The organism is Saccharopolyspora sp. NPDC002578 (assembly GCF_053592695.1).
The window spans coordinates 180,931-206,321 of sequence record NZ_JBSFWJ010000002.1 but is presented as its reverse complement, the minus strand read 5'-3'; the positions used below and the strand labels follow the sequence as shown (position 1 = coordinate 206,321).

The 25,391-nt window shown below is 70.3% G+C and carries 21 protein-coding genes, 1 pseudogene and 1 riboswitch; of the genes and pseudogenes, 13 read left to right on the top strand and 9 right to left on the bottom strand.

From position 1 onward, the window contains the following. Nucleotides 1-185 precede the first annotated feature (185 nt). Both ACWD38_RS02505 and ACWD38_RS02500 read left to right on the top strand, forming a co-directional pair. On the top strand, nucleotides 186-1,007 hold the full coding sequence (locus ACWD38_RS02505; RefSeq protein WP_184478802.1) for a methyltransferase domain-containing protein: 822 nt from the start codon (nucleotides 186-188) through the stop codon (nucleotides 1,005-1,007). Between the two features lie 341 nt (nucleotides 1,008-1,348). After that, nucleotides 1,349-2,560 carry a cytochrome P450 gene (locus ACWD38_RS02500; RefSeq protein WP_184478803.1) on the top strand — a complete coding sequence of 404 codons (1,212 nt, stop codon included), beginning with the start codon at nucleotides 1,349-1,351 and terminating at the stop codon, nucleotides 2,558-2,560. A 124-nt stretch (nucleotides 2,561-2,684) separates the two neighbouring features. Here ACWD38_RS02500 and ACWD38_RS02495 read toward each other — a convergent pair whose 3' ends face one another. The 4 genes from ACWD38_RS02495 to ACWD38_RS02480 all read right to left on the bottom strand — a co-directional run bounded on the left by ACWD38_RS02495 (nucleotide 2,685) and on the right by ACWD38_RS02480 (nucleotide 7,946). After that, nucleotides 2,685-3,551, bottom strand: coding sequence for a hypothetical protein (locus tag ACWD38_RS02495; RefSeq protein ID WP_450123181.1), 867 nt, complete (start codon nucleotides 3,549-3,551; stop codon nucleotides 2,685-2,687). A gap of 220 nt (nucleotides 3,552-3,771) precedes the next feature. Further along, nucleotides 3,772-4,836, bottom strand: a complete 1,065-nt coding sequence (locus ACWD38_RS02490; protein WP_184478805.1) for a hypothetical protein — start codon at nucleotides 4,834-4,836, stop codon at nucleotides 3,772-3,774. Between the two features lie 170 nt (nucleotides 4,837-5,006). Next, complete coding sequence (locus ACWD38_RS02485) at nucleotides 5,007-7,211, bottom strand: DEAD/DEAH box helicase (RefSeq protein WP_184478806.1); 2,205 nt, start codon at nucleotides 7,209-7,211, stop codon at nucleotides 5,007-5,009. A gap of 213 nt (nucleotides 7,212-7,424) precedes the next feature. Continuing rightward, nucleotides 7,425-7,946 carry a MarR family winged helix-turn-helix transcriptional regulator gene (locus tag ACWD38_RS02480; RefSeq protein ID WP_450123180.1) on the bottom strand — a complete coding sequence of 174 codons (522 nt, stop codon included), beginning with the start codon at nucleotides 7,944-7,946 and terminating at the stop codon, nucleotides 7,425-7,427. A 145-nt stretch (nucleotides 7,947-8,091) separates the two neighbouring features. Here ACWD38_RS02480 and ACWD38_RS02475 point away from each other — a divergent pair, with 145 nt between their 5' ends. The 9 genes from ACWD38_RS02475 (at nucleotide 8,092) to ACWD38_RS02435 (ending at nucleotide 19,896) form a co-directional block, all read left to right on the top strand. Continuing rightward, a complete protein-coding gene (locus ACWD38_RS02475) occupies nucleotides 8,092-9,021 on the top strand; it encodes an NAD(P)/FAD-dependent oxidoreductase (protein ID WP_450123179.1) in 930 nt (309 codons plus the stop codon). A gap of 218 nt (nucleotides 9,022-9,239) precedes the next feature. After that, a complete protein-coding gene (locus ACWD38_RS02470) occupies nucleotides 9,240-10,181 on the top strand; it encodes a hypothetical protein (protein WP_450123178.1) in 942 nt (313 codons plus the stop codon). A 142-nt stretch (nucleotides 10,182-10,323) separates the two neighbouring features. Beyond that, entirely contained in the window at nucleotides 10,324-11,514 is a 1,191-nt protein-coding gene (locus tag ACWD38_RS02465) for a cytochrome P450 (RefSeq protein ID WP_450123177.1), read from the top strand. Between the two features lie 275 nt (nucleotides 11,515-11,789). Continuing rightward, nucleotides 11,790-11,920: riboswitch (cobalamin riboswitch) on the top strand. A gap of 83 nt (nucleotides 11,921-12,003) precedes the next feature. Then, nucleotides 12,004-13,020: an ABC transporter substrate-binding protein gene (locus ACWD38_RS02460; protein WP_450123176.1), complete on the top strand. Its 1,017-nt coding sequence runs from the start codon at nucleotides 12,004-12,006 to the stop codon at nucleotides 13,018-13,020. Next, a complete protein-coding gene (locus ACWD38_RS02455) occupies nucleotides 13,017-14,051 on the top strand; it encodes a FecCD family ABC transporter permease (RefSeq protein WP_450123175.1) in 1,035 nt (344 codons plus the stop codon). The genes ACWD38_RS02460 and ACWD38_RS02455 overlap by 4 nt, the downstream gene beginning before the upstream one ends. After that, on the top strand, nucleotides 14,048-14,806 hold the full coding sequence (locus ACWD38_RS02450) for an ABC transporter ATP-binding protein (protein ID WP_450123174.1): 759 nt from the start codon (nucleotides 14,048-14,050) through the stop codon (nucleotides 14,804-14,806). The genes ACWD38_RS02455 and ACWD38_RS02450 overlap by 4 nt, the downstream gene beginning before the upstream one ends. 236 nt (nucleotides 14,807-15,042) lie before the next feature. Beyond that, nucleotides 15,043-15,438: an effector-associated constant component EACC1 gene (locus ACWD38_RS02445; protein ID WP_184478813.1), complete on the top strand. Its 396-nt coding sequence runs from the start codon at nucleotides 15,043-15,045 to the stop codon at nucleotides 15,436-15,438. A 7-nt stretch (nucleotides 15,439-15,445) separates the two neighbouring features. Then, nucleotides 15,446-17,404: a caspase, EACC1-associated type gene (locus ACWD38_RS02440; RefSeq protein ID WP_184478814.1), complete on the top strand. Its 1,959-nt coding sequence runs from the start codon at nucleotides 15,446-15,448 to the stop codon at nucleotides 17,402-17,404. Between the two features lie 461 nt (nucleotides 17,405-17,865). Then, nucleotides 17,866-19,896, top strand: coding sequence for a caspase, EACC1-associated type (locus ACWD38_RS02435; protein ID WP_450123173.1), 2,031 nt, complete (start codon nucleotides 17,866-17,868; stop codon nucleotides 19,894-19,896). A gap of 149 nt (nucleotides 19,897-20,045) precedes the next feature. On the opposite strand, the gene ACWD38_RS02430 is transcribed toward ACWD38_RS02435, so the two are convergent. Continuing rightward, on the bottom strand, nucleotides 20,046-20,942 hold the full coding sequence (locus ACWD38_RS02430; RefSeq protein ID WP_450123172.1) for an SDR family oxidoreductase: 897 nt from the start codon (nucleotides 20,940-20,942) through the stop codon (nucleotides 20,046-20,048). A gap of 85 nt (nucleotides 20,943-21,027) precedes the next feature. Between ACWD38_RS02430 and ACWD38_RS02425 the strand changes: the two genes are divergently transcribed. After that, the gene (locus tag ACWD38_RS02425) at nucleotides 21,028-21,582 is read left to right on the top strand and encodes a TetR family transcriptional regulator (RefSeq protein WP_450123171.1); all 555 of its coding nucleotides are present in this window, start codon (nucleotides 21,028-21,030) and stop codon (nucleotides 21,580-21,582) included. Between the two features lie 59 nt (nucleotides 21,583-21,641). Next, a complete protein-coding gene (locus tag ACWD38_RS02420) occupies nucleotides 21,642-22,442 on the top strand; it encodes an SDR family oxidoreductase (protein WP_450123170.1) in 801 nt (266 codons plus the stop codon). Between the two features lie 178 nt (nucleotides 22,443-22,620). Here the strand turns inward: ACWD38_RS02420 and ACWD38_RS02415 are convergent, their stop codons facing one another. The 4 genes and pseudogenes from ACWD38_RS02415 to ACWD38_RS02400 all read right to left on the bottom strand — a co-directional run bounded on the left by ACWD38_RS02415 (nucleotide 22,621) and on the right by ACWD38_RS02400 (nucleotide 25,357). After that, nucleotides 22,621-23,058 carry a nitroreductase/quinone reductase family protein gene (locus ACWD38_RS02415; protein ID WP_184478819.1) on the bottom strand — a complete coding sequence of 146 codons (438 nt, stop codon included), beginning with the start codon at nucleotides 23,056-23,058 and terminating at the stop codon, nucleotides 22,621-22,623. Nucleotides 23,059-23,128: 70 nt separating this feature from the next. Then, a complete protein-coding gene (locus ACWD38_RS02410; RefSeq protein WP_450123169.1) occupies nucleotides 23,129-24,166 on the bottom strand; it encodes an MFS transporter in 1,038 nt (345 codons plus the stop codon). Next, nucleotides 24,147-24,416 (bottom strand): annotated as a pseudogene (locus ACWD38_RS02405) (MFS transporter); the annotation flags it as partial. The pseudogene ACWD38_RS02405 and the gene ACWD38_RS02410, both read right to left, overlap by 20 nt. Before the next feature lie 68 nt (nucleotides 24,417-24,484). Continuing rightward, nucleotides 24,485-25,357, bottom strand: coding sequence for an alpha/beta hydrolase (locus ACWD38_RS02400; RefSeq protein WP_184478820.1), 873 nt, complete (start codon nucleotides 25,355-25,357; stop codon nucleotides 24,485-24,487). Between the last annotated feature and the right edge of the window lie 34 nt (nucleotides 25,358-25,391).

Below are 25,391 nucleotides of genomic sequence, written 5' to 3'. Positions count from 1 at the left end.
ACTTTGCGGGCAGGGGACACGCGCACCCGACTCCCGTATTCGCCCTTTCGGTGAGAATCCACCGCGATTCCGCCGAAAGCGGCCAGCTGATCGCGCAGAAAACCGGCGCCGCGCGATCCCGCGATACCGGCCAGGCCGGTGCTCGCCGACATCCCCGTCAAGCAGCGAACAGAAGGAAGGCCCCCATGTCCGCCCAGAACGCCACCCTGTCCGTTCCCGAAGAGGTCGGTCTGCTCTACGACCGCCTCACCGCCCTCGACACCGAAGGCACCGGCGGCAGCCTGCACCTCGGATTCTGGGACCTCGACAACACCGAGGTGCCGCTCGTGGAGGCCGCCGACCGCCTCACCGACATGATGACCGACCGGTTGCGCCTGGAGGCCGGGCACAAGGTGCTCGACGTGGGCTGCGGCCTCGGCCAGCCCGCCGGCCGCATCGCCCGACGCACCGGCGCGCACGTCACCGGCATCGCCATCAGCCGCGACCAGATCACCCGCGCCACCGAGCTCGCCGAAGCCGAGGGCCTGGCGGGCCAGGTGGAGTTCCAGCACGGCGACGCGATGAACCTGCCGTTCCCCGACGCGTCCTTCGACGCCGTCATCGCCATCGAGTCGATCTTCCACATGCCCGACCGCGAGCAGGTCCTCAGCGAGATCCAGCGGGTGCTCAAGCCCGGTGGGCGCCTCACGCTGACCGACTTCTTCGCCCGCGGCCCGATTCCCGCCGACAAGCAGGAGCACGTCGACCGCTGCCTGCGGGACTTCATCATGACGCTGGCCGACGGCGACGACTACCTGCCGATGCTGCGCCGCGCCGGCCTGCGCATCGCCGAGTTCTTCGACATCACCGAGCAGAGCGTGCGCCCCACGTTCCAGCAGATGAGCCAGGCCAACGACCAGCTCGACCCGGTCTTCGAGGAAGAATCCGACAAGAAGTTCAGCCCCGCCGACATGGTGGACGTCGACGAGTTCGGCTCCGTCCTGCTGACGGCGGAAAAGCCTCGGTGAGGTCGCTGTGATGGTCGGGTAGCGGAACCTCAGCGGATTCCTCGCCGCGGGATCTTTACCCCGAGTGGCTCAGCCACGAGGGGAAAATGCCGTCCTCGCGGGGAATCCGCTGAGCACCCGCCGGTTGTCGGCCCGGTGACGTGGGCTGTGCGCTTCGCGCATCCAGGCACGGCCGCAGGGCGGGTTTCGCTTCGCTCGCCCCGACCGCCTGCACGACCGACAGATCTCGCGCACGCGCTGCGGCGGTCTTCTCACGGCGGGATCGACTTCGCCGGTTTCCTTCCGCACACCCGATCCCGCCCCGGCGCTGCCGCGCCTCGTACTGAACAGGAACGATTTTCGTGGCCGAACTCGTCGAAGAAGACACCGCACTGTCCTTCCCGCCGCCGCGCAAGTGCCCGTACCGGTTGCCCGAGCAATACCCGGACCTGCGGGAGAACGCGCCGGTGCGGCGGGTGCTGCTGCCCACCGGGCGGCACGCGTGGATCGTCACCCGCTACGAGGACGTCCGCAAAGCGCTCATCGACCCCCGGCTGAGCTCCGACCGCGGTGACCCGGACTTCCCGCACATGGTCGAGCTAGCCAAGAGCGACAACGACTCCACGCTGTCGCTGGCGGGCATGGACCCGCCGGTGCACACCCGTGCCCGCCGCGCCGTCGTCGGCGAGTTCACGGTGCGCAAGACCGAGGCGCTGCGCCCCCGCATCCAGCAGATCGTCGACGAGGCCGTCGACGCGATGCTGGCGGGCCCGAAACCGGCCGACCTGGTCAAGGCGCTGTCGTTCCCGGTGCCGTCGCTGGTGATCTGCGAACTGCTCGGGGTCTCCTACGACGACCACGAGTTCTTCGAGGACCGCACCTCGACGATGCTCAACACCACCGAACCGCCGCTGGCCCGCCAACAGGCGTTCTTCGACCTGCAGTCCTACTTGGACGAACTGGTGACGAGCAAGGAGAAGGAACCCGGCGACGACCTGCTCAGCCGTCAGGCCGCCAAATCCCCCGAGGAACGCTCCTACGACCACGCCGAACTGGTCGACCTGGCGTTCCTGCTGCTCACCGCCGGGCACGACACCACCGGCAACATGATCTCGCTGGGATCGCTGGCGCTGATGCAGAATTCGCAGCTGCGCGACCGGATCGTCGGCGACACGAGCAGCACCCTCGACGTGGTCGACGAACTGCTGCGCTACTTCAGCATCACCGACCTGATCACCGTGCGGATCGCCAAGGAGGACTTGGAGATCGGCGGCCAGCCGATCAAGGCGGGGGAGGGCGTGTTCGCCCTCGGCGGCGCCGCCAACCGCGACCCGGCGGCGTTCGACAACCCCGAGGAGATCGACGTCGAACGCGGCGCCCGCCAGCACGTCGCCTTCGGCTACGGCCCGCACCAGTGCCTCGGCCAGAACCTCGCCCGGATGGAACTGGAGATCGTCTACGAGACCCTGTTCCGCAAGGTCCCCGACCTGCGCCCGGCGTCGTCCCTCGACGAGATCCCGCTGAAGAACGACGCCGCCATCTTCGGCCTCCACGCCCTGCCCGTGACCTGGTAGGCCGGTGCCCCCGGCCCATCGTCATAGGCGACGGTGGGCCGGGGAGCGCGGTGGCACCAGTGCAGCGCTTCTCCGTTGTCGGTTCTGCGGGTGTCCTGTTCGTGCCTCTGTTGTGTGCATGCCATCAGGTGTCCCAGCTCAATGCGGTGATGTCCAAGTGCACTCCGAACGGCCGGTTCTCGGACTCCCGGGTGATCTCCTCTGCGTCATCGGCGAGACCCGTTGTGAAACTCGGGACCACGTGGAAGGCGTTCTCACTGGGAGCCAACGTGACGAGCTGCCCGTAGTCGCCCGCTTCTGCGGCGGCTTGCATCATCTCCAGCACGTAGCCGTACGAGAAGAGCTCGTGCTTCGATGTGAAGTATTTCTGCGGAACTCTGATCAGCTGTGGCCAGTCTCGGTATCCGCACCGTTCCAGCACCGTCCAGAACTTCCGCCACGGTACGGGATTCGGTTTCGGGGTCGCCGCGACATGCCACCGTGGCGTGGGGTCGTTCGGCGCGAAGCTGACGAGCGTGCGGGTTGCGTCGCGGCGGGTTCGAGCGTAATCACGAAGCTCCGGCCGGAACACGTTGGCCACCTGGGCGGCGGTGAGTACCACCATCCACTCGGCGAACCACCACCGGCGACCGCTGCGGGAGAATCCCAGCTCGGTGACCTTGCGATGTGCGGCGGAGGCTGCCTTGTGCAGTTCACCTTCCCAGAAGGGGCAAGGGAAAACGTAGAAGGGCTGATGCCCTTGTGGAAGCTGCTGATACTTCCAGAGTTGGCGAATATCGATCTTCACGGCGTGCGAGCCCGATGGGCTGAGCGTCGTCGTCTTCAGTTCCAGCCGTACGCTTTTTCCCGGTTTCGGGGGTAACCATCCCAGTTCGAGATCTTCGCCGGTGGTGGGCCACCACAGTGCTGCTTTGGACGCGTACCGGTAGGTGACGTACTGGCTCGCCCAATGTTCAAGCGTCTTTTCGGGAACTGATACCGACGATGACATGGGTTCATCATAAGGTCAACGCGGTGATCCGTGTGAAAGTTGGATCTCTTGTTCTTCAGCCTAATTCGAACAGAATCCTTTGTGGACGAATTCGCGCAAGAGGGCGCGAGAACCGGCGATCGCTCCACTGCGGTGTGCGGGAAGTACGCGGGGAGGTCGGTTCGAGACGCACCACCGGTCCAGCGTTCCGGGCGGAACGCTGGACCGGAACGGGCGGGTGTCACTCGTGGTAGGTCGCGGTGTACGGATTCAGCGCGTCGCCGGAGCCGGTGTAGCCGACGCCGAGCACGGCACCGTCGTCCTGCACGGCCGCGCCTTCGACGCGGACCATCGGCGGTGCGAGCCGGCCCAGCCACTCGCCGTCGGTCCACGCGTACCAGATCGGTTCGAGGTTCGGGCCGATCGCGAAGAGCTGTACCTCGTCGCCGACCTGGATCAGGTCGGTGACGTGGCCCGATTCGGGGAGCTCGAACACCTCCCAGCCGGTGCCGTCCCAGTGCGCGGTGTACGGGATCTGGTGCTGCGACTCGCCGGTGTGGCCGCCGACCCACACGTCGTCCGCCGCGAGGGCGAGCACGTTGGTGAGCGCCTCCGGAACCTCGGGGTTCGGATCGAAGTCCGGGGCGGGCACCTCGGTCCACGCCGCGCCGTCCCAGTGCAAGGCGACGCCGCGCGAGGTCGACGGGACGCTGCCGACCGACCACAGGTCGTTCGTCGCCGCGCCGTCCACGTCCACCAGGGAGTAGCCGCCGCTCTCCAGCACCGGGACCGGGACGTCGGTCCACTTCGCGCCGTCCCAGTGCTGCGCCAAGCCGCGCGTGGAATAGGCGTGGCCGACCGTCCACACGTCGTCCGGGGCGAACGCCTTCAGCGCCAGCGGCCGCACGTACTTGCCGGGCAGGGGATCGAGCTCGATCGGAGTCCACTCCTGGCCGTTCCAGTGCGCCGAGCTGCCGGACCCGGTGCCGGGCGACGTTCCGATCGTCCAGGCATCGCCCGGTGCGAGGACCGCGCCGTCCGTCAGCGGCCCGATGTCGTCGAGCGGCACCGCCTGCCAGCCCTGCTCGTCCTTCCGGTACACCGCGCTGGTCTGGAACTTGGGGTTCGCGCCGTCGTAGCCGAAGGCCCAGGATTCGCCCTGGGCGCTGCCCGCGGCGGTCAACGTGGCGCTCTCGGCCGTCGTCGGCACCGGTTCCTCCGTCCAGCTGCCGACCGCCGCGGCCTGCCCGACCGAACCCGCGAGGAGGCCGGTGGTCGCGATCAAGATCGCTGCTGTTCGTCTCATCTGCTGTGGCTCCCAGCTCGTTCAACGGGTCAGCCGGTCGACGTGATCAGTGCGCTCGCGGTTGTCCGGCAGGCGCCGAGCCGGGACGGGAGGGCACGAAGCGGTGCGCCAAGGACTCCTGTTCGGCCGAACGGGTAACGCGGCCTTCCGGGCCCGCGAGCCGTTCGGGCTCAGCCGAGGCCGAGGCGGTGGCGTTCGGCCGCGACGATGCGCCGTTCGGCGGCCGTGCCGTCGTGCTGCGCTTCGGCGAGCGGTGCGGTGTTCAGCGCCTCAGGATCGGCGAGCTTCGCGGTGCTCTCGCGGGCGTAGGCGTCGAAGATCTCGGACTTCGCCACCAAGGTCTCGGTGAGGCGTTCGTCCACGCTGTCCTTGGCGAGGATGCGGTGCACGTGGACCTTCCGCGTCTGGCCCATGCGGTGGCACCTGGCGATGGCCTGGTCCTCCGTGCTGGGTTTGAGCTGCGGCTCGGCGAGGATCACGACGTTCGCCGCCTGGATGTTGAGCCCCGTGCCACCGGCGAGGATCTGGGCGAGCAGCACGGCGTGACCTTCGCGTTCGGTGAACTCGTCGATCAGGTCCTGCTTGCCGCGGGCGGACAGCGCACCGGTCAACGCCAGCGGCATCACGGCCGGTCCGAGGGCGGCGCGCACGGTGTCGATGACGTCGAGGAAGTTCGTGAACACCACGACCTTCCACTGCTCGGCGGCGGCGTCCTCGACGATCTCGCGCAACCGCTCCAGCTTCGCGGAACGCGAGGACGCGTAGGCGGCGCGGCGCATCGCCATCATGTTCCCGTCGCGCACCCCGGCCAGGTAGGCGCGGGATTCGGCGGTGCCGCCGAGCTCCACCCAGTCCTCCAGCTCGATCAGCTCGGGTAGTTCGGTGAGCACGTCCTGCTGGTTGCGCCGCAGGTACGCCGGTGCCACCGCTCTGCGGAAACGGTTGGGGGACAACGCATCCCGCGCGTCCAGCTGCCGCGCCACCTCCGGTTGCAGGTAGCCGACCAGGGTGCGGAACTCCTCCACCCGGTTCTCCATCGGCGTGCCGGTGAGCAGCAGCGCGCGGCCGGCTCCGGCCACGACCGAGACGACCGCCTGGGACCGCTTCGCCTGCGGGTTCTTGATGTAGTGCGCTTCGTCCACGACGACCATCGCCAGCGGCGCCGAGTCCAGCCGCAGCCGCTGCAGGGTGTCGAACGTGGTCACCGCGACACCGCCGTCGCGCAGCCACTCGCGCGCGTCCGCGTCCCGGGTGGGGCCGTGCAGCGGGTGCGGGACGAGCGCGCTGTGCCGGGCCGTCTCCTCCACCCAGTTGATCAGCACGCTGGCCGGGCACACCACGAGGAAGTGCCGCGCGCCGCCGGCCGCGAGGTGGGCCATCGCGGCGAGCGCCTCCACGGTCTTGCCCAGCCCCATCTCGTCGCCGAGGATGCAGCGCCGCCGGGCGAGCGCGAACTTCGCCCCGAACGCCTGGTAGCCGCGCAGCGCGACCCGCATCAGCCGGGTGTCCAGCGAGGTCGAGGTGACCTGCCGTTCCTGCTCCGGCGGCAGGTGACCGGTCGCCGACCGCGCGTCGGTGCTCGCGTGGCCGGTCAGCTCGCTGAGCAGCGTGTTGTACGTGGCGGCACGCCGCTGGTAGTCCCGCCACAGCTCGTCGGGAACCTGCCGCGCCTCGGCGCCGACGGCTTCGTCCGCGGCCGCGCGCACCCGGTCGGCGCTCGGGTCGGCGAGCAGGTCTTCCAGGCGCCCCAACGCTTCCCGCGCGGTCGCCTTGCCGCGACGGCCGGTCAGCAGCATCCGGAACCTGCTGCCGGTGCGGTGCGCGACCGGTTCCAGCTCGTCCAGCTCGCCGACCCCGCGGCGCGCCGCGTCCCGCTGGGCCGACGCCTGCTCCCCGGCGACCTCCCACGCCCGCAGCGTCGCGAGCAGCCCGGTGTGCGCCGAGTCGCGCCGATCCGGGTCGAGGCGCACCACGGTGTCCTGCGCCGTCACCTGCGAGATCCGTTCGGCGGCGGCCACGGCGTCGCGCGCGGTGGCGGGGCCGACGCCCGGCACGGCCCGCAGCCGGTCCGGCCCGGCATCGGCCACGTCCGCGACGGTCCGGAACCCGGACCGCTCCAGTTCGCCGAGCCGCAACCGGCCGGTAGCGGCCTCGCGGAGCCTGCTCACCGGCATTTCCCGCAGCCGCCCGCGGACCTCGTGGCGCCGCGCGGCCTCGTACTGCTCCCGCGCCGAGTCGCGCAGCCGGTCCGGCTCCGCCAGCAGCGCCGTCGCCGCCGCGCGCCACGACCGCGCGGCCCGCAGCACCGCTGCCGCCGCCCGCGCCGTCCTCGGCTCGATCGGCACGGCACGCTCGTCGGAGCCCGTCGGTCCCATGCGTCGCCTCCCCAGAACGTCGGCGCCCGTCACCGATACCGGCCTCGGCACCCGCGAACATCCGCCGGACGGGTGGTCATCTCGGGGTGCTGCTCGCGCGATCGTCCAGGACAGCTTGCCGGACGATCGACGATCACCGGTACGGGGCTCGGCGCTGCGTGTCGGACGGCGGAAGGTCGTAAGGCTCGCCGATCCGCACGGGCGCATCGCTGATCAGGTCGACGTCGCTCGTCGGGGTGCGTCGGAGGCGTGGGATTCCATCGTGTCGGCGAGGCGGTGCAGGGCGGTGAGCACCGCGTCGCGTTCCTGGCCGAGGTCGGCGAGCAACCGCGCGTGGGCGTCGAGCTCGCGGGGGAAGACGTCGTCGATGGTGCGCTCGGCTTCCGGCGTGATGCTGATGTGGGTGGCACGGCGGTCGGCCGGTTTCGCGGTGCGCGTGATGAATCCGCGCCTGTCCAGCTTGGCCAGGGTTTTGCTCACGCCCGCGCGCGACATGCCGAGTTGCGCCGCCAGGTACGCCGCGGTGACGGGTTCTTCGAGGTGGCGCAGCGGTACGAGCAGTTTGACCTCGGCCGGGGTGAGCGCGGCGCTGTCGTAGAGCTGTTCCGTGGCCTGTTCCAGCACGGCGGCGATGCGGTTGATCAGCGCGACGACCGCCATGGGGGAGGTGTCGAGGTCCGGGTTCCCGGCGCTCCACGACTCCTGCGCGCGCTCTTGGAGGAAGGACAAGGCCATCCCATTTCGTTAACCGGTGAACTACTTGTTACGTTTCGAGTGTAACCGCCTCCGGACGGTGAACATCAGGGCGGCCCGCTCCGGAGCGGGCCGCTGACCGCGTGTTCGCCCGGGGCGACGGCGATGGAGATCCGGGAGGGCGAACATGCTGGACGAGGACGTTGTGATCATCGGCGGCGGGGCCGCGGGCCTGGCCGCCGCGATGATGCTGGGCCGATCCCGGCGGCAGGTCGTGCTGCTCGACGCGGGGGAGCCGCGCAACGCGCCTTCCCGCCACCTGCACGGTTTTCCGTCCAGGGACGGTGCGGACCCGGCCGAGCTGGTCGCGGCCGGGCGGGAGGAGGTCCGCCACTACGGCGGCGAGATCCGCGACGCGCGGGTCTCCGGTCTCGAACGCGCCGACGGCGGATTCGCGATCCGCCTCGACGGCGACGACGTGCTCACCGCCCGCGCGGTGCTGGTGGCCACCGGGTTGCGCGACGAACTGCCGGAGATCGCCGGACTGCGCGAGCGCTGGGGCCGCGACGTGCTGCACTGCCCGTACTGCCACGGTTTCGAGGTGCGCGACACCCCGCTGGCCGTGGTCGGCGGCGACAACCGGCCGTTCTCGCTGCACCAGGCGCAGCTGATCCGGCAGTGGTCCGACGACGTCGTGTTCTTCCCGAACCGGATCGCGCTGACCGACGACGAACGCCACCGCCTGCTGGCCCGCGGAGTGCGGATCGTCGACGGGGAGGTGGTGCGCGTCGTGACCGAGGCGGACGCGGTGTCCGCCGTGGAACTCGCCGACGGCCGGATCGTCGCTCGCAGCACCGTTTTCGTCGGCCCGAGGTTCGTACCGCGCGACGAGCTGCTGACGTCGCTGGGCTGCGAGGCCGGCGACGACGACTGGGTCCGCGTCGACCCCTCCGGCCAGACCAGCGTCGCGGGAGTGTGGGCGGCGGGCAACGTCTCGGACAGCCCCGCCCAGCTCGTCAACGCGGCAGCCGCCGGTTCGAAGGCCGCCATCGCCCTCAACCACCACCTCCTCGCCGACGACATCGACCGAGCGATCGCCGCCCACGACGCGAGATGAGGGGTCGCGCTCCGCCTGCGCACGCTCGTGCGGTGGGCAGGTGCGCGCACTGCGAGCGGCATCGGCGGTCCTGGATCTCCGCCGCCGGAATCAGAGAACCCCTACGTGATCGGTGCAAGCCGGGAGAGTGCGTCTGAGAGATCCGGTCTCGAGCAAGCGGCCGCATCAGGGGCTTTTCCGAATCGGCTCTGCTTTCGGCGTGGGCCGAGCCGCGGAACGTGATCGCGGGGAAGGTCGACATCGCCGGTACGTACATCATGACCTCGACCACGGCCACCTCGGTGTCGCACGCGCCCGCGGGGCAGCGGCACACGGCGTTCACCGGCGCGATGCTGGAGGCGCTGGGCACGTCCGGCCCCGTGAGCCTCGACGAACTGTTCCGCCACGTCGACCGCCGACTCTCCTCGCACGGACTGCCGCGCCCGCAGCGTCGCGCGGTGAACGCGGCAGGAGATCTGGCGCTGTGCAGGAGTTCGCCGTCGGACGCGCGTGCCGAACTCGCCGGGCGCTCGGAGCCGGAATCTCCAGCAGTGGCGACGGTCAAGCCATCGACGCGGCGGAGCGCCGCGGTGGACGTCGCCCGCCATGAGCACGCTGCCCGGGATGGTGCGGCCACGATCGGTTCGAGGACGCACGATGGGCACAAGAGCTACAAGATCCCCAAGACGTACCGCATCGCGAGGCCGCAGCGCAAAGCGGTTCGAACACCCTGGCAGCGGGTAGGGATCTTCGTGATCCTGGTGCTCGTCCTGATCTTGGCTGCCATCGGTCTGAGGTGGGGCGACATCCCCGCGGAGTGGGATCCCGTCGGGCGAGCGATCCGCTCCGATCCCGATTCCATCGAAACGGGTGTCCAAGGATTCATCCTCCTCCCGTCGGTGTCCGCCGCCATGATGGCTTCGATCGCCTACTTCTTCGTGGGACGAGATGTACTGCTGTCGCGTGCTGGTGCGACTGTTTCCGCGCTGGGGGGAGTCGTCGGGCTCCTAGTTGGTCCGGGTGCTGTCCTGTTCGCGCTCTCCGGAGGAGTGGTCGTGCTAGGTCAGTGGATGTCGCCGCTCATCGCGTTGTGGACTTCCGCGCTGGTGAACTTCGTCTTCATGCTGCTCGTGTTCGGGTGGGATCATGAAAGCGGTCATCACTTCACGTTTCGGCGGTGACCGTCCGGTCCGGATCGAGTGCGGCGTCCGCTGCCGGCGCCGAGGGCCGACCCGCTCCCGCGGTGTGGTCTTTTCCCCAGCGAATGGGGCCTAACGTCGGCGGCACGCCCATGATCGCTGCCCCGCCGCGGAGGACACATCCATGACCGTCGACGAGCTGCCGCTGCTGAAGTCCGAAGGGTCCGTGGTCGGCAGGCTGAGCCCGCTGATGCGGCAGCTGCGCGAACGCGGCCCCGTCGTCAAGGTGCGCACCCGCGCCGGTGATGAGGCGTGGCTGGTGACCCGGCTCGCCGAGCTCAAGCAACTGCTCAAGGACCGCCGCATCGGCCGCTCCCACCCCGACCCGGAGAACCGGCCCCGCTACCTCGACAGCCCGCTGCTGGACACCCTGGTGCGCAGCGACGATCCGGAGGTGGCGCGCGAGATCCACGTGAAGACCCGCGCCGCGCTCACCCCCCACTTCTCCGCGAAGCGGATGGTCGCGCTGCGGGAGCGGGTCGCCGCGCGCGTCGCCGCGCACCTGGACCGGATCACGGCGTCCGCGCCGCCGGTGGACCTGCACGCGGAGCTGTCGCTGCCGCTGTCGTTCGAAGTGCTCTGCGACCTGCTCGGCGTGGCTGAGCACGACCGGTTCATGGCGATGCTGGCCGGGGCCGGACGGCTCGACGAGTCGGAGAAGGTGGCCGTCGGAGCCCAAGAGCTGTTCGCCTACCTGCAGGAACTGGTCGCGGAGAAGCGCCGCGAACCGGACGAGCACCTCATCTCCGCGCTGTGCGAGGCGGAGATCGACGACGGCACGGTGTGCGAACTGATCTCCACGATCAGCTTCTCGTACCTGGTGACGCCGACGAACCTCAGCGCGGGCATCGCCCTGTTCGCCTCGCACCCCGAGCAGCGCGAACGCGTCGTGCGCGACCCCGGCCTGCTGGAGACCGCCGTCGAGGAGGTGCTGCGGCTGAGCAAGGTCGACGAGTCCTTCCAGCCCCGCTACGCCGGCGAGGACATCGAGATCGGCGGTGTCGTCATCAAGGCCGGTGACCTGGTGCTGTGCGACCACTACTCGCCGTCGTTCGACGACCGCGTCTTCGACGACCCGGAGACCTTCGACGTCGGCCGCAGCCCCAACCCGCACTTGGCGTTCAGCCACGGCCTGTCGCACTGCATCGGTGCCCCCCTCGCGCGCATCGAACTCCAAGAGGTCTACGGAGCGCTCCTGCGCCGCCTGCCCGAGCTCACCCTCGCCGTCCCGATCGAAAAGGTCGGCATGCCCACCGATTCCGAAGACGACGAACAAATGGGCAACGGAATCGCAAGACTCCCCGTCACCTGGTGACGTCTGCGTCTTGTCAGCGACGAAGTCGCTGAGCAGCGACCACGCACGCAGCTCGACCACCCGCGGGTTCTCAGTGGGTTTCTCGCGAGGACAGCTTTTTCCCTCGTGGCGGAGCCACTCGGGAAAAAGATCCCGCAGCGAGGAAGCGACTGAGGTTCCGCCACCCGACCACCTATGCAGGCCGCTCACCCCTACTCACGGCGAGGAACATCACCTTGATGGGGTAGTGGGATGTCCGGTTAGGGTGCTCGGGAGCCTGTCGCGCCCGTGAGGGCAGGGAATCCGGTCGGAAGCCGGAGCTGACGCGCAGCGGTAGGGGCGATGGGCGAGGACGGCCACGGCCGGAACCACTGGACCTCCCGGTCCGGGAAGGGATCTCGCCCGCTGAGCCCGAGCCCGAAGACCTGGCCGGCTCCCCGGACCGCAGGCGGTTCCGGGTCGCAGCCTGCCGGACTCCGCGCCTGGGTCCGGGGTGAGGAACCTCGTGCCATGCCGTTCTCGCACGCCCGCTCGTTACGCCTCGGGCTGGTGGCGCTGGCCGCCGCCGTGCTGGTCTCGTGCGCCGCGCCCGCCGACGACACCATCCGCGGCGAGGCCGCGACGACGGTGCGCAACTGCGACACCGACGTCACCGTCGAAGCGCCGCCGCGGCGCGCGGTGTCGCTGAACCAGTCCACGACCGAGATCATGCTGGCCTTGGGGCTGGCGGATCGGATGGTGGGCACCGCGACCTGGACCGACCCGGTCGATCCGGCGCTGGCGGAGGCGAACTCGCGGGTGCCGCGGCTGGCCGACAACAACCCGTCGTTCGAGTCGGTGCTGGGCACCGAACCGGACTTCGTGCTCGGCGCCTACAAGGCCGTGTTCACCGATGAGGGGGTCGCCGACCGCGAGCGGTTCGGTGAGCTGGGCGTGCCGACGTACCTGTCGCCGAGCAACTGCTTCCCGGAGGAGGCGCCGCTGCCGAAACCGGTGGAGCTCGACGACATCTACCGCGAGGTGCAGGAGATCGCCGACCTGTTCGGCGTCCCCGAACGTGGTCACGCGCTCACCGAGCAGCTGCGCGGCCGGGTCGCGGCGGCGCAGCGGAAGGTCGCCGGGCTCGACTCCCGCGCCGAGACCTCGGTGCTGTTCTGGTTCGCCCGCACCGAATCGCCGTACATGGCGGGTTCCACCGGATCACCCGCGGTCATGACCCGCGCGCTGGGCGTGCGCAACGCCTACGCGGACATCAGCTCGATGTGGCCGCAGGTGTCCTGGGAGGACGTCCTCGCGCGCGACCCGGACCTGCTGGTGCTCGGCGACCTCACCCGCGACGGCGAAGGCGACGGGCTGGCGGCGAAGACCCGGTTCCTGCACGAGGATCCGGCGGTGTCCCGGCTCGCGGCGGTGCGCGACGGGCACCTGATGGGCATGACGGGTACCGAGCTCAACGTCAGCATGCGCACCGTGCGGGGCATCGAACGGCTCGCGGACCGGCTCGTCGAGATGGACCGCCAGCGGTGACGGCAGTGCCGTCCGCGGGGAGACTGCCGCCGGTCGCGATCGTGCTCGCCGGGATTCCGGCGCTGCTGCTGTCGATCGCGGTCGCGGTCACGCTCGGGCCGGCGCACCTCACCGTCGGCGACGTCGGCAGCGTGGTCGCCGATCGGCTGGGCCTGCTCGACACCGACGTCTCCCGCATCGGTCAGGGCATCGTGTGGCAGCTGCGGCTGCCGCGGGCGCTGCTGGCCGCGATCTGCGGAGCCGGGCTCGGCGTGTGCGGGGCGGTGCTGCAATCGCTGCTGCGCAACCCGCTCGCCGATCCGTTCCTGCTCGGCGTGTCCGCCGGAGCGTCCACCGGCGCGGTGTCGGTCGTGGTGCTCGGGCTCGGCGCGGGTGCGATCGGGCTCACCGCGGGCGCGTTCGCCGGGGCGCTGGTGGCGTTCGCACTGGTGATGCTGCTCGCCTCGGTCGCGGGCGGAGCGGCCGGGCACACGGTGCTCGCCGGGGTCGCGGGAACCCAGCTGTTCTCCGCGCTCACCTCCTACATCGTGATCACCTCGGCGGACGCGGAGCAGACCCGCGGGGTGCTGTTCTGGTTGCTGGGGTCGTTGTCCGGCGCGCGGTGGAACGACGTCGCGATCTCCGCGGCGGTGTGCGCGGTGTGCCTGGTGCTGTGCCTGTCGCGGGCGGGGGCGCTGGACGCGTTCGCGTTCGGGCAGGACGCCGCGGCCTCCCTCGGCGTCCGGGTGGCACGGTTGCGGGCGGTGCTGCTGGTGGCGACCGCGCTGCTGGCCGCGACGCTGGTGGCCGCCGCCGGTGCGATCGGTTTCGTCGGGCTGGTGCTGCCGCAGGCCGCGCGGCTGCTCGTGGGTCCGCGCCACCGCGCGCTGCTGCCGGTGACCGCCGTGCTCGGCGCGGTGCTGCTGGTGTGGGTGGACGTGCTGGCCACGACCATCGCCGCCCCGCAGGAAGTGCCCGTCGGCGTCGTCACCGCGCTCGTCGGCGTGCCCGCGTTCGCCGTGCTGCTGGCCAAGCGGGGGAGGGTGTCGTGAGCTTGTCCGCGCACGACGTGTCCTGGTCCGCCGGAGGCGCGCTGATCCTCGACGGGGTGGGCCTGCGCGTCGACGAGGGCCGCACGGTGGGCCTGCTCGGGCCGAACGGGTCCGGGAAGTCCTCGCTGCTGCGGCTGCTGGCCGGACTGCGGCGACCGAGCTCCGGGGCCGTCGAGATCGGCGGGCGCGCGGTGCCGCAGTGGCCCCGGCGCGACCTGGCTCGCCGGGTGGCGGTGGTGGAGCAGCAGGTGGGCACCGACGTCGATCTCACCGTGACCGAGGTGGTCGCCCTCGGCCGCACCCCGCACCGCAACGGCTGGGGCGGCGCGAACCCGGCCGACGCGGAGATCATCCGGCGGGTGCTGGCGCAGACCGGGCTCGACGGGCTGGCGGACCGGCGCTGGCACAGCCTCTCCGGTGGGGAACGGCAACGCGCGCAGATCGCGCGGGCCTTGGCGCAGGAACCGGCGGAACTGATCCTCGATGAGCCGACGAACCACCTCGACATCGCCCACCAGCTGGAACTGCTCGCGCTGGTGCGGCGACTGCCGGTGACCAGCGTGATCGCCCTGCACGACCTGAACTTGGCGGGGATGTTCTGCGACGAACTCGCGGTGCTCTCCGGCGGTCGGGTGGTGGCCACCGGAACCCCGGCGGAGGTGCTGACCGAGCAGCTCGTGGCCGACGTGTACGGCGTGCGGTGCTCGGTGTCCATTGTGGATGGAAATCCGCACGTGCGATTCCGTGCCGGGTGAAAATCGGCGTCCTGTCGGGTTCGAGCTCGAATTGATCACCGTGCGTGTCGTCGAGCTCGATTCCGTTGGTTCGATCGGACGACCCGAACGTGCGCCCGTGCGGGTTTTTCGTGAATGTGCGGCGAAAAGGACCCACCGCCTTCGCGCGCGTCGTGACTCGCGCTAACGTGGCTCCGCGGAATTCGCTGACTTCCGGACGCGTTTCGCCGTTTCGAACTCGACAACAGGGGGTCGACGTGGACCTGGAGATCTCGCTGACCGGGGACGATGCGGCGGACGACTTGCGCGCACTGCGGACGTGGCTGGCCGAGGAGCCGGAGCTGCGAGGGCGCGTGCAGCTCGTCGAACGTCCTCCCGAACCAGGTCATCTCGGCACCGTTCCGACGTTGATCCTGGTGGCGCTGGGAACCGGGGCGACGACGTCCGGAGTCGTCACCGCCGTGAGCACGTGGTTGCAGCACCGGGCCGCCGAGGTCGCCTGCACCGTCACCAGGACCGCCGACGGCACCGGTGGCACGTTGTCCGCCGGGCAGCTGCGAGCAGCGGACCTGACCGCTCGCGGGCGGCTCGCGAACGAACTGTCCACGGCGCTCGCCGCGACCACGTCCGATGCGTCGCGCCTGGAGGGATGATCCGGCGATGGCCGAGTTGCGCTCGCCGGGTAGCAGGGTGGTCCTGGTCGGCACGCAGAGCTGCGCGAACGACGTCGCGGCGCCGCCGGTTCCCGCTGTCGAGTCCACTATGGACGATCTGGCGGGCGTGCTGGCGAAGCGGTGCGGGGTGCGTTCGGAGCAGATCATTCGGATCTTGGATTCGGCCGATCCGATGCGGATGGGGCTCGCGGTGGCGGAAGCGGCGGATCAGGCGACGGATGTGCTGCTCGTGCACTACGTGGGGCACGGGTTCGTCAGCGCCGACGGTGAGCTGTACTTGGCGACGAAGGCGACGGACCCCGAGTCGTACCGGCTGGAGCACAGTTCCGTCGCGTACTCCTCGATCCGGCGGAGCCTGCTCAACAGCCGGGCCCGCGCGATCGTCGTGGTGCTGGACTGCTGCTTCTCCGGCCGCGCGATCGGCACGCTCAGCTCGCAGGACCCGATCGATCTCGCAGATGTGCACGGTGGGTACGTGCTGACTTCGGCGGCGCGTGATCAGGTCGCGCTGGCGCCTCCCGGGGCCCGGCACACCGCGTTCACCGGTGAGCTGATCCGGCTGCTCGACCGCGGCGATCCCACCGGTCCGGCGCTGCTGAGCATGCGCGACGTCTTCCGGAGTTTGGACCGGGAGCTGCACCGGCGCGGACTGCCCCGGCCCCGCCAGCGCGGCAGCGAACGCATCGACGACCTGGTGCTGGCCGCGAATGCCGCGCACTCCGCGACCACCGTCCCGCCGCGAACGGCTCCACTGCCTCCTGCGCCGCCGAAGCGGAGTGCTTCCAGGAAGCGGGGTGCTCTCGGGAAGCGGGGTGCTCTCAGGTGGCCTGCCGTGCCTGGAAGACGATTGCTCGTTGCTCTCCTGGCGACTGGAGCGGCGCTTGCGGTGGCGGTGCAGTTCGGGTCCTCCGATCCGGTCTCGCCCACGCCACCGCCGAGCGGATGCGCGAGCCGGTCCGCTCCGGCCGACTGCGACGCCCCCGCGCCGTCGACCGCTCTTGACAGCCAGGGCAGGTTCGTGACGCTGCACCAGGATGCGGCGGGCGTCGTCCGGTACCAGCAGCGGCCTGACGGTTCGCTGGCTCAACCGGAGGAGCTCGGGGACGCGGTCGCCCACGGTGCCGTCATCCTGCCGGATTCCAACGAAAAACTGATCGCGTTCGGGGTCGACGAGAGCGGCAAGCTGGAGTACAACCTGGCGATCGGCGGTGATGTCCGTGCCGCGAAGGGCAACTGGCGGCAGTTGGCGCACGTCGGCGATGCGCGCGGAAGACCTGCGGCGGCCAAGGACGGCACGGGGAAGATCACGGTGTTCTTCCGGGACGCCGGCGACGAGCTCTGGAGCATCAGTCAACTCGAAGCCGGGGAGGACAAGTGGGGCGGCGCCGTCCTGATGGGCGACAAGAACTCGGCCGCGCCGATCTTCGGGGACCCCGAGGTGCACATCGACCGCAACGGCACGCTGCGGGTCTTCGCGTTGGACAAGGAGACCAGGACTCTTCGCGCCTGGGCGCAGAAGCCCGGCCAGAGCTTCAAGGAGAATCCGCAGAACCCGTTCCGCGACAGGCCGCTCAAGGCGGCGCCGACGGTGGCTCTGCAAGGGGACGGGCGGATGCACTTGTTCGCCCTGGACGAATCCGGAGCGCTGTGGCAGACCATAGAGGGCGCCCCCAACAGCTGGCCGGCGAGCTCGAACCCCGTTCCAGGGCTCGAAGGCGTCCACACGGGCTCGCCGGTGGCGGCGACGAACGCCGACGGCGGCGTGACGGTGTTCGCCCAGCTCGCGGAGAAGCCCGGCCGCGTGGTCTACGCCTCCGGCGGCGGCCCGGTGCCGGGAACGCTGGAACGACCCATGGACGTCCTGTGGTCCGTCACGCCGGACGAGTCGGGCCGGTTGACGGTGCACGGGGAGAAGGACGGCGCCATGGTCGCGGACGTGCTGTGATCACGTGAACGCGCGTCCGCGGCGGCTGCGGTGCACCGCCCGTGGCCGGACCCGTGTCCACTGTGGATGAACATCGGAGCGTGCGGCTCCGAGCCTGGCAGTCGGGGTCGGTCGACCGTTGATTTCGAAATGCGCGGAGATACCGTATCTCCGGTGTTGAGGTATCTCAACCGGATTCGCAATGCTCGATCGTCCGAATCAATCCGCATTCTTGCGGAGTGCTCGCGAAATGATGGCAGAATGAGCCACGTCGCCCTCGTGGGGATCGCGTCGCGCGCTAACGTGTCGCCGTAGCTTTCGAAATGCGCCACGAGTCTCGTCGCATCGAACTCGAAAATAGGGGGTTCCTGTGAATTTGGAAATTTCCATCACCGGTGTCGATGCGTCGGGGAAATTACGTGCACTGCGGACGTTTGCCGGCACGGTGAATCCCGGTACTCCACGGCTGGAGGGGCGCGTCGATGACTGAGTTGAAATCACCGGGTAGCAGGGTGGTCCTGGTCGGCACGCAGGCCTGCGCGAACGACGCCGCCGCGCCGCCGGTTCCCGCCGTCGAATCCACCATGGAAGATCTGGCTCACGTCCTGCGGAACCGGTGCGGGGTGCGTTCGGAGCAGATCATTCGGATCTTGGATTCGGCCGATCCGATGCGGATGGGGCTCGCGGTGGCGGAAGCGGCGGATCAGGCGACGGATGTGCTGCTCGTGCACTACGTGGGGCACGGGTTCGTCAGCGCCGACGGTGAGCTGTACTTGGCGACCAGGGCGACCGACCCGAACGCCAACCGGCTGGAGCACAGCTCCGTGCCCTTCACGACGATCCGGCGGAGCCTGCTCAAGAGCCGGGCCCGCGCGATCGTCGTGGTGCTGGACTGCTGCTTCTCCGGCCGCGCGATCGGCACGCTCAGCTCGCAGGACCCGATCGACCTGGCCGACGTGCACGGCGGGTACATCCTGACCTCCGCCGCTCGTGATCAGGTCGCCCTCGCGCCTCCTGGAGCGCCGCACACCGCGTTCACCGGTGAGCTGATCCGGCTGCTCGACCGCGGCGATCCCACCGGCCCGGCGCAGCTGAGCATGCGCGACGTCTACCGCGGTCTGGACCGCGAGCTGCACCGGCGCGGACTGCCCCGGCCCCGCCAGCGCGGCAGCGAACGCATCGACGACCTGGTGCTCGCCCCCAACGCCGCGCACACCTCGGCTCCCGCGCTGCTGCCCGCGAGTCCGGCGGAGCGGGCCGTGATCCGTCAGCGGAAGCGGATGTTCGCCGTCCTGGCGGCGACCGCAGCCGTGCTGGTGGCGGCCGTCGCGACTCCGGCGCTGTGGTCCGGGAACGGGCCTGAATCGCAAGGTCGACCGGATCCGCCGTCTGCTTCGGGCCTTTCCTTGCCCGTGCCCACGAACCCGACGGGCACGGAGGCGTCCGCCTCGCCCGAACCTCCGTCGTCGAGCCCGATGCCTTGCGTGGAGCGCGCCGACGAAGCCGGATGTGATTTTCCAGCCGGCTCCACGGCCCGGGGCGCCGACGGAAGCCTGGTCACAGTGCAGCGAGCCGGGACCGACGTCCACCGATACCGGCAGCAGGCGAACGGCTCGTGGGCCGGGCCGGAGAACATCGGCGGCGGGGTCAGCGAGGTCCCCGTCATCGTGCCGGATGCCAACGGAAGGATGGTGGCGTTCGCGGTCAACAAGGATGGCAAGTTGCGGTACAACCTGTCGGCCGGTGGTGCCGTGCGAGCCGCGAAGAGCGCCTGGAGAACAATGGGGAAGGTCGACAACGTGCAAGGGCGGCCGGCGGCGATCCAGAACTCGGACGGAAAGCTCGAAGTGTTCTTCCGCGGCAAAGCGAACACGCTGTGGCACATCACCCAGCGGAATCCCGGCGAGGACCGGTGGGTCGGTCCGGAACCGATGCACGGCGCGGGGGATGAGATTCCGTCGATCTTCGGAGACCCGAAGGTCCACATCGACCAATACGGATACCTGCGGGTCTTCGCGTTGGACCTGGAGACGAAGCGACTTCGCACCTGGGCGCAGCACGGAAGCGAAAAGGACCAGTGGGGCGAGCATTCGGATCAGCCGTTCGGCGACAAGCCGCTGGCGGCTCCGCCTACGGTGACGCTGGGAGGTGACGGGCTGCTGCATCTGTTCGCATTGGACGAACTCGGCGTGTTGTGGCAGGTCAGCGAGAAGTCCGAGGCTCCCAATACCTGGCCTGGGCGCTGGCTCCCCGTCCCCGGTTTCAGCGGTGTCTACACTGGACAGCCGATGTCGGCGACGAACGAAGCCGGTGAGGTCTTCGTGTTCGTCCGGCCGAAGGAGCCGGCGGACCGGGTGGCCTACGCGTCCCTCGATCGCGCAGAGCCGGACGGGCGGAATCCCCTCATGCTGAATCGGCACATGAACGTGCTGTGGTCGGTCACGCCCGACCGGAACGACCGTCTGGTGGTGCAAGGAGAGCTCAACGGCGAGCCGGTCGCCGACTCGCCGTGATGGTTCGGGAAGCGAATCCCGTGCTGTTCCGAGTTGCGGGTCCTTCCGGAATGACCTGTGTAGCTGGTCGCTCAGCGGCTCCGCCACTGACAAGGCAACGATCAAAAGATCATTCCGAAAGGACCCCTCGGAACGGAGCAACGGGGGTGTCACTCCGGTAGTGCGTAGGCCCCGGCGGCGATGTCCTCCAGGAGGGTCGGGCCCGTGGGCGTCCAGTCCAGGAGCTCCCGGGTGCGTTCGTTCGTCGCGTCGGCGTCCATGCCGAAGAAGCCGCCGATCCAGCCGAAGTGGGCCTCGGCGTCCTCAGGAGCGACCGAGATCGCGGGCACGCCGAGCTGTTCGCCGATCGCGCCCGCGATGTCGCGGGAGGGGATTCCGCCTTCGGCGACCGCGTGCAGCCGCGAGCCCGCCGGGGCCTTCTCCAGGCCGAGCCGGACCATGCGCGCGGCGTCGGCGCGGTGCACCGCGGGCCAGCGGGTCGAGCCGTCGCCGATGTAGCCGGCCGCGCCGCGCTCCTTCGCGATCTTCGTCAGCACGGAGGTGAAGCCGGGGTCGCCCATGCCGTGCACGGTCGCGGAGAACCGCAGCGCGACGGCGCGGACACCGCGGCCGGCGTAGGACAGCGCGAGGTTCTCGCTGCCACCGCGAGCCGCGTCGGCGCCGTGCTGCGGCAGGACGTCGTCCTCGGTCAACGGCCGGTCCAGGTCGCCTTTCATGAGGCCGGAGGCGAGCAGGAACGGCCGGTCCCCGCCCATCGCCTCCAGCATCCGCTGGACGGCGGTGCGCTCGCTGCGGCCAGCCCCGGCGTAGTCGGAGAAGTCGTGCTTGAAGGCGAGGTGGATGACGCCGTCGGCCTTCGCGGCGGCCGCGGCCAAGCCGTCCGGGTCGTCGAGATCGCCGCGGTGGGTGGCGGCGCCCTTGGCTTCCAGGGCCGCGGCCGAGGCGTCGGAGCGGGCCAGGCCGGTGACCTCGTAGCCGTGGGCGAGCAGCTCGTCGGTGACGGCCGAGCCGATCCAGCCGGAGGCGCCGGTGATGAAGACGCGCAACGCGATCTCCCTTGTTCGTTATGTCAGTTGCTGACATCAACGGTAGCAGCTGATGGCAGTGGCTGTCATCGCTACTCTTCTGGGCATGGCTCGATGGGAACCGGACGCGCAAGGGCGGATGATCCGCGCCGCCTTGGAGCTCTTCGCCGAGCGCGGCTTCGAGCAGACCACCGCTGGCGATATCGCCGCCCGCGCCGGCGTCACCGAGCGGACCTTCTTCCGGCACTTCGCCGACAAGCGCGAAGTCCTCTTCGACGGCTCCGGGACCATGCAGCGGACCGCCCACGACGCGATCCTCGCCGCGCCGGAGGAGCTGTCCCCGCTGGACGCGGCGTTGGCCGGCGTGGTCGCGGGCGGCGAGCTGCTGCGGGACCGCCGGGACCGCACCGTGCGGCGCTCCGCGATCATCGCGGCGAACCCGAGCCTGCAGGAACGCGAACTGCTCAAGCTCGCCTCGATGACGGACGCGACGATCCGGGCGCTGCACGAGCGCGGGGTCGACGAACCCACCGCGAGCCTCGCCGCGCACAGCGCGGTGACGGTCTTCCAGGTCGCGTTCGCGCGCTGGATCTCCGACGACCGGCCCGGTTTCGCCGACTGCGTCGCCGACGCGGCGGCGGCGCTGCGCGCTCTGGAGTGACCGCGCCGCCACGGCTCGCGTAGGTTCGACGATGATCGACCAGCGCTAGGAGGACGACCGTGGAGACGTTGCGGGACAAGGTCGCGGTGATCACCGGAGCGGCGAGCGGGATCGGCCGGGCCACCGCGTGGTCCCTGGTCGACCGGGGCGCGCGGGTCGTGATCGCCGACATCGACGCGGCGGGCGCGGAACGGGTGGCCGGTGAGATCGCGGCGACCGGCGGGTCCGCGCTCGCGGTGCCTTGTGACGTGGCGGCGGAGGGCGCGTTCGAGGCGCTGCGGGACTCCACTGCGGACGCGTTCGGCCGGGTCGACGTGGTGATGAACAACGCCGGAGTGCTGACCAGGGGGCTTCCCGAGCACATCCCGGTCGCGGAGTGGCAGCGGGTGCTCGACGTCAACCTGATGTCGGTGGTGCGCAGCAATTCCGCGTTCCTGCCGCTGCTGGTGGAGCAGGGCTCGGGGCACCTGGTGAACACCGCGTCGTTCGCCGGGCTGTTCACCTACTCCTACGACCGGTTGCCCTACGCGGCCTCGAAGGCGGCGCTGATCCAGCTCTCCGAAGGGCTCGCGCTGTACCTGCGACCGCAGGGCATCGGCGTCACCGTGCTGTGCCCCGGACCGGTGGTGACCGGTATCGCCGGGTCGATCCGCTCGTTCGGTCCGGAGACCACGACGCGCGGGCCCGGCCCGGAATTCGAGGCGCTGCAACCGGAACAGGTCGGCGAGCAGGTGGCGGAGGCGATCCTCGCGAACCGCTTCATGCTGCAGACCGACGACAACGTCCGCCCCCACCTGCGCAACCGAGCCGACAACTGGGACGCCTACCTCAACGACCGCATCACCGCCCTGGACGGATGAGGATCGTTGGTCTTGGCCTGCGCAGGAGTCGGGTGGCGGAACCTCAGCGGTTTCCTCGCTGCGGGATCATTTTTCCCAATGGCTCCGCCACGAGGGAAAAGCCGTCCTCGCGAGGAAACCGCTGAGGTTCCGCACCCGGACTCCTGCGCAGGCCGTTCCGAACGGGGCCTGCGTCAGGTCACTTGGGGTCGAGCACGAAGACCGGGATGTGGCGGTCGGTCTTCTCCTGGTACTCGGCGTAGGACGGGAAGGCGGCTACCGCGCGCTCCCACCACTCGGCGCGCTCGGCACCCTCGACCTCGCGGGCGACGTAGTCCTTGGTCGTGGCGCCGTCCTGGAGCGGGAACTCGGGGTGGGCCTTGATGTTGTAGTACCAGGTGGGGTGCTCCGGCGCACCGCCCTTGGAGGCGACGACCGCGTAGCTGCCGTTGTGCTCGACCCGCATCACGGGGGTGTGGCGCAGCTTCCCGGTCCGGGCGCCGCGCAACGTGAGCAGCACGATCGGTGAGCCCTTGATGTCCAAGCCCTCGGTGGTCCCGGTCTCGCGGATCTTCTTCGTCTGGTCCTGAACCCAGTCGGTCGGGCTCAATTCCACTGCTTCGTCGCTGTTGCCCACTCGCTGCTCCTTGTGCGGTCGGTTCGAGAACCTCGATCGCGATGCCGGCGCACGACCGAGGCTGAAACGTTCAACGTCGCACGCGCAGTGCTATTCCCGCGGTGCACAGGAACACTGCCGCCTCGTAGGCCATGGCGTGCCCGAAGGACTGCCCGGCCGTGAAGTACGTCGCACCGGCCAGCGCCACGCCGAGCGAACCGCCGAGCTGCTGGGCTGTCGGCAGCAATCCTGCGGCCGAGCCCGCCGCCGCGGGCTCCACTCCGGACAGCACCAGGGTGAATGCCGAGGCGGTGAACACCCCGAACGCGGCCCCGGCAGGCACCAGCAGCGCGAGGGTCGCCCAGGTCGAGGAGATTCCGAGGATGAGCGCTGAGGCCGCCGCGGCGAACAACGCCGCCGCCACGGCGAGCAACCGGGGACCGAAGCGGGCGGCGAGCCGGGGAGCGACCCGGCTGCCCGCGATCGCCGCGATCGGATAGGGCGCGTTGAGCAGCCCGGCCGCCAGTGCGCTGTGGCCAGCGGAGATTTGCAAGTGCATCAGCAGCAGGTAGTTGAACGAGGGGAGGCCTGCGTTGAACATCAGCACCAGCAGGATCCCGGTGCGGGTAGTGGGGTCGCGCAGCACGCTCGGGTGCAGCAGGGGATCGCGGGCGCGGCGCTGAGTCAGGGCGAACGCGCCGAGGACCGTCCCGGAAACCGCGAAGCAGGCCCACGTCGACCAGGGCGCGAGATCCCGGCCGAGCGCGACCGGCAGGATCAGCGACCCGAGTCCCGTCGTGGCCAGTACGGCGCCCAGCCAGTCGACGGTGACTCCTGCGGCGGTCCGGCCACGAGGCAGCAGGCGGCTTCCGGCCAGCGCTAGCAGGCCGACCGGGACGTTCACCAGGAAGACGAGCCGCCACCCGAACTCGTGCGGGGCGGCGGCGAGCAGCACGCCGCCCAGCGCCGGACCGATGAGCGAGGCGATGCCCATCGTCGCGGTGAGCAGGCCCAGCGCGTGCGGACGGCGCGCGACGGGCACCTCGGATTGGAGGATCGACAGGACTTGCGGCCCCATCAGCCCGCTGCCCCACGCCTTGCACGAGCCGCGCGAGCACCAGCAGCTCACCGGTGGGGGCGGCCGCGCAGGTCGCCGACGCGAGGACGAACAGCACTACACCGGTGGTGAACAGGCGCCGATATCCGTATCGGTCGCCCAGCCGCCCCGCCGGGACCAGCGTGCAAGCGTAGGTGAGCGTGTACCCGGCCAGCACCAGTTGCGCGGCTCCCGGCCCGATTCGCAGGTCGCGTTGGATGGCGGGGAGTCCGACCTGAGCGATCGTGACGTCGAGCAGCTGCATGAACGTCGCGGTGAGCACGATCGGCAGCACCAGCCGGTTCGCGAGCCCTGGCCGGGCCGCGGTGGCTTCGCCGCTACCTGTGGAGATCACTCGGCGGCCCGCGGGCGGCGCAGCACCGACATCAGCGCGGCGGCCAGGTCGTCCGGACGGGCGGCGAACGGGGTGTGCCCGCCCGGCAGCGTGCTGACCGCGAAGGGGTGCTCGGGCATGGCCGCGTCGGCTTCGGCGATCATCAGGTCCTGCGTGGCGGGAGCGAGGGCCCGGTCCGATGCGCAGCGCACGAAGGCGCGCGGCACGGCTCCCCAGCGGTCGGCGGTCACGGTGACCGCGGTGGTCGGAATCGCGATCGGCAGGTCCGGGCTCAACGCGTGCCGCCAGCGGGTGAACGCGGCCGCCGGGGTGTCGCTGTAGTGGGTGCGGCGCAGTTCCTCGACGTAGTCGGGGTCGGTGGACAGCGGGTTGATCCGCATCGCGCCGAGGGCCTCGGAATCGCCGATGTACAGGCTCGCGCCGAGCGCGTCGGCGTTCTCCGGTGCGGTGATGTAGTCGGCGAACCGGGGCCGACCGGCCGGGACGAACGCCGACAAGTAGACCTGCAGGTCCACCAGTTCCGGCGCGAGTTCCGCCGCGAGCGAGGCCGGGCCGCCACCCGCGCTGTGCGAGACGAGCACCACCTGCGAATGCCGGCGCGCACCGCGCAGCACCGCGACGATCGCGGCCGCGGCCTCGTCCATCGTCATGCCGGCCAGCGCGGACTTCTCGGTGTCCAGTCCGGGCTGGCCGGGTTCGGCGTAACCGCTCGGCAGCGGCGCGTCGAAGCCGTGTCCGGGCAGGTCGACGGCGACGCTCGCGGCGCCGCGAGCGGTGAGGGCGCGCTGCGCGGCCGCCCATTGCGCGGACGAGTGCCAAGCTCCGTGCACGAGCACGAACACGGCGTCCACTGTGGATGAATCAGTCATGGTGCTGCTCTTCCTGCTGGGCGTGCGCCCGTGA

Coding starts and splice junctions, on each gene's coding strand:
- ACWD38_RS02485 (WP_184478806.1), bottom strand. CDS start 7,211: ATGGGACCGACGGGCTCCGACGAGCGTGCCGTGCCGATCGAGCCGAGG.
- ACWD38_RS02460 (WP_450123176.1), top strand. CDS start 12,004: ATGCCGTTCTCGCACGCCCGCTCGTTACGCCTCGGGCTGGTGGCGCTG.
- ACWD38_RS02440 (WP_184478814.1), top strand. CDS start 15,446: ATGGCCGAGTTGCGCTCGCCGGGTAGCAGGGTGGTCCTGGTCGGCACG.
- ACWD38_RS02495 (WP_450123181.1), bottom strand. CDS start 3,551: ATGTCATCGTCGGTATCAGTTCCCGAAAAGACGCTTGAACATTGGGCG.
- ACWD38_RS02480 (WP_450123180.1), bottom strand. CDS start 7,946: ATGGCCTTGTCCTTCCTCCAAGAGCGCGCGCAGGAGTCGTGGAGCGCC.
- ACWD38_RS02435 (WP_450123173.1), top strand. CDS start 17,866: ATGACTGAGTTGAAATCACCGGGTAGCAGGGTGGTCCTGGTCGGCACG.
- ACWD38_RS02505 (WP_184478802.1), top strand. CDS start 186: ATGTCCGCCCAGAACGCCACCCTGTCCGTTCCCGAAGAGGTCGGTCTG.
- ACWD38_RS02465 (WP_450123177.1), top strand. CDS start 10,324: ATGACCGTCGACGAGCTGCCGCTGCTGAAGTCCGAAGGGTCCGTGGTC.
- ACWD38_RS02475 (WP_450123179.1), top strand. CDS start 8,092: ATGCTGGACGAGGACGTTGTGATCATCGGCGGCGGGGCCGCGGGCCTG.
- ACWD38_RS02400 (WP_184478820.1), bottom strand. CDS start 25,357: ATGACTGATTCATCCACAGTGGACGCCGTGTTCGTGCTCGTGCACGGA.
- ACWD38_RS02425 (WP_450123171.1), top strand. CDS start 21,028: ATGGCTCGATGGGAACCGGACGCGCAAGGGCGGATGATCCGCGCCGCC.
- ACWD38_RS02490 (WP_184478805.1), bottom strand. CDS start 4,836: ATGAGACGAACAGCAGCGATCTTGATCGCGACCACCGGCCTCCTCGCG.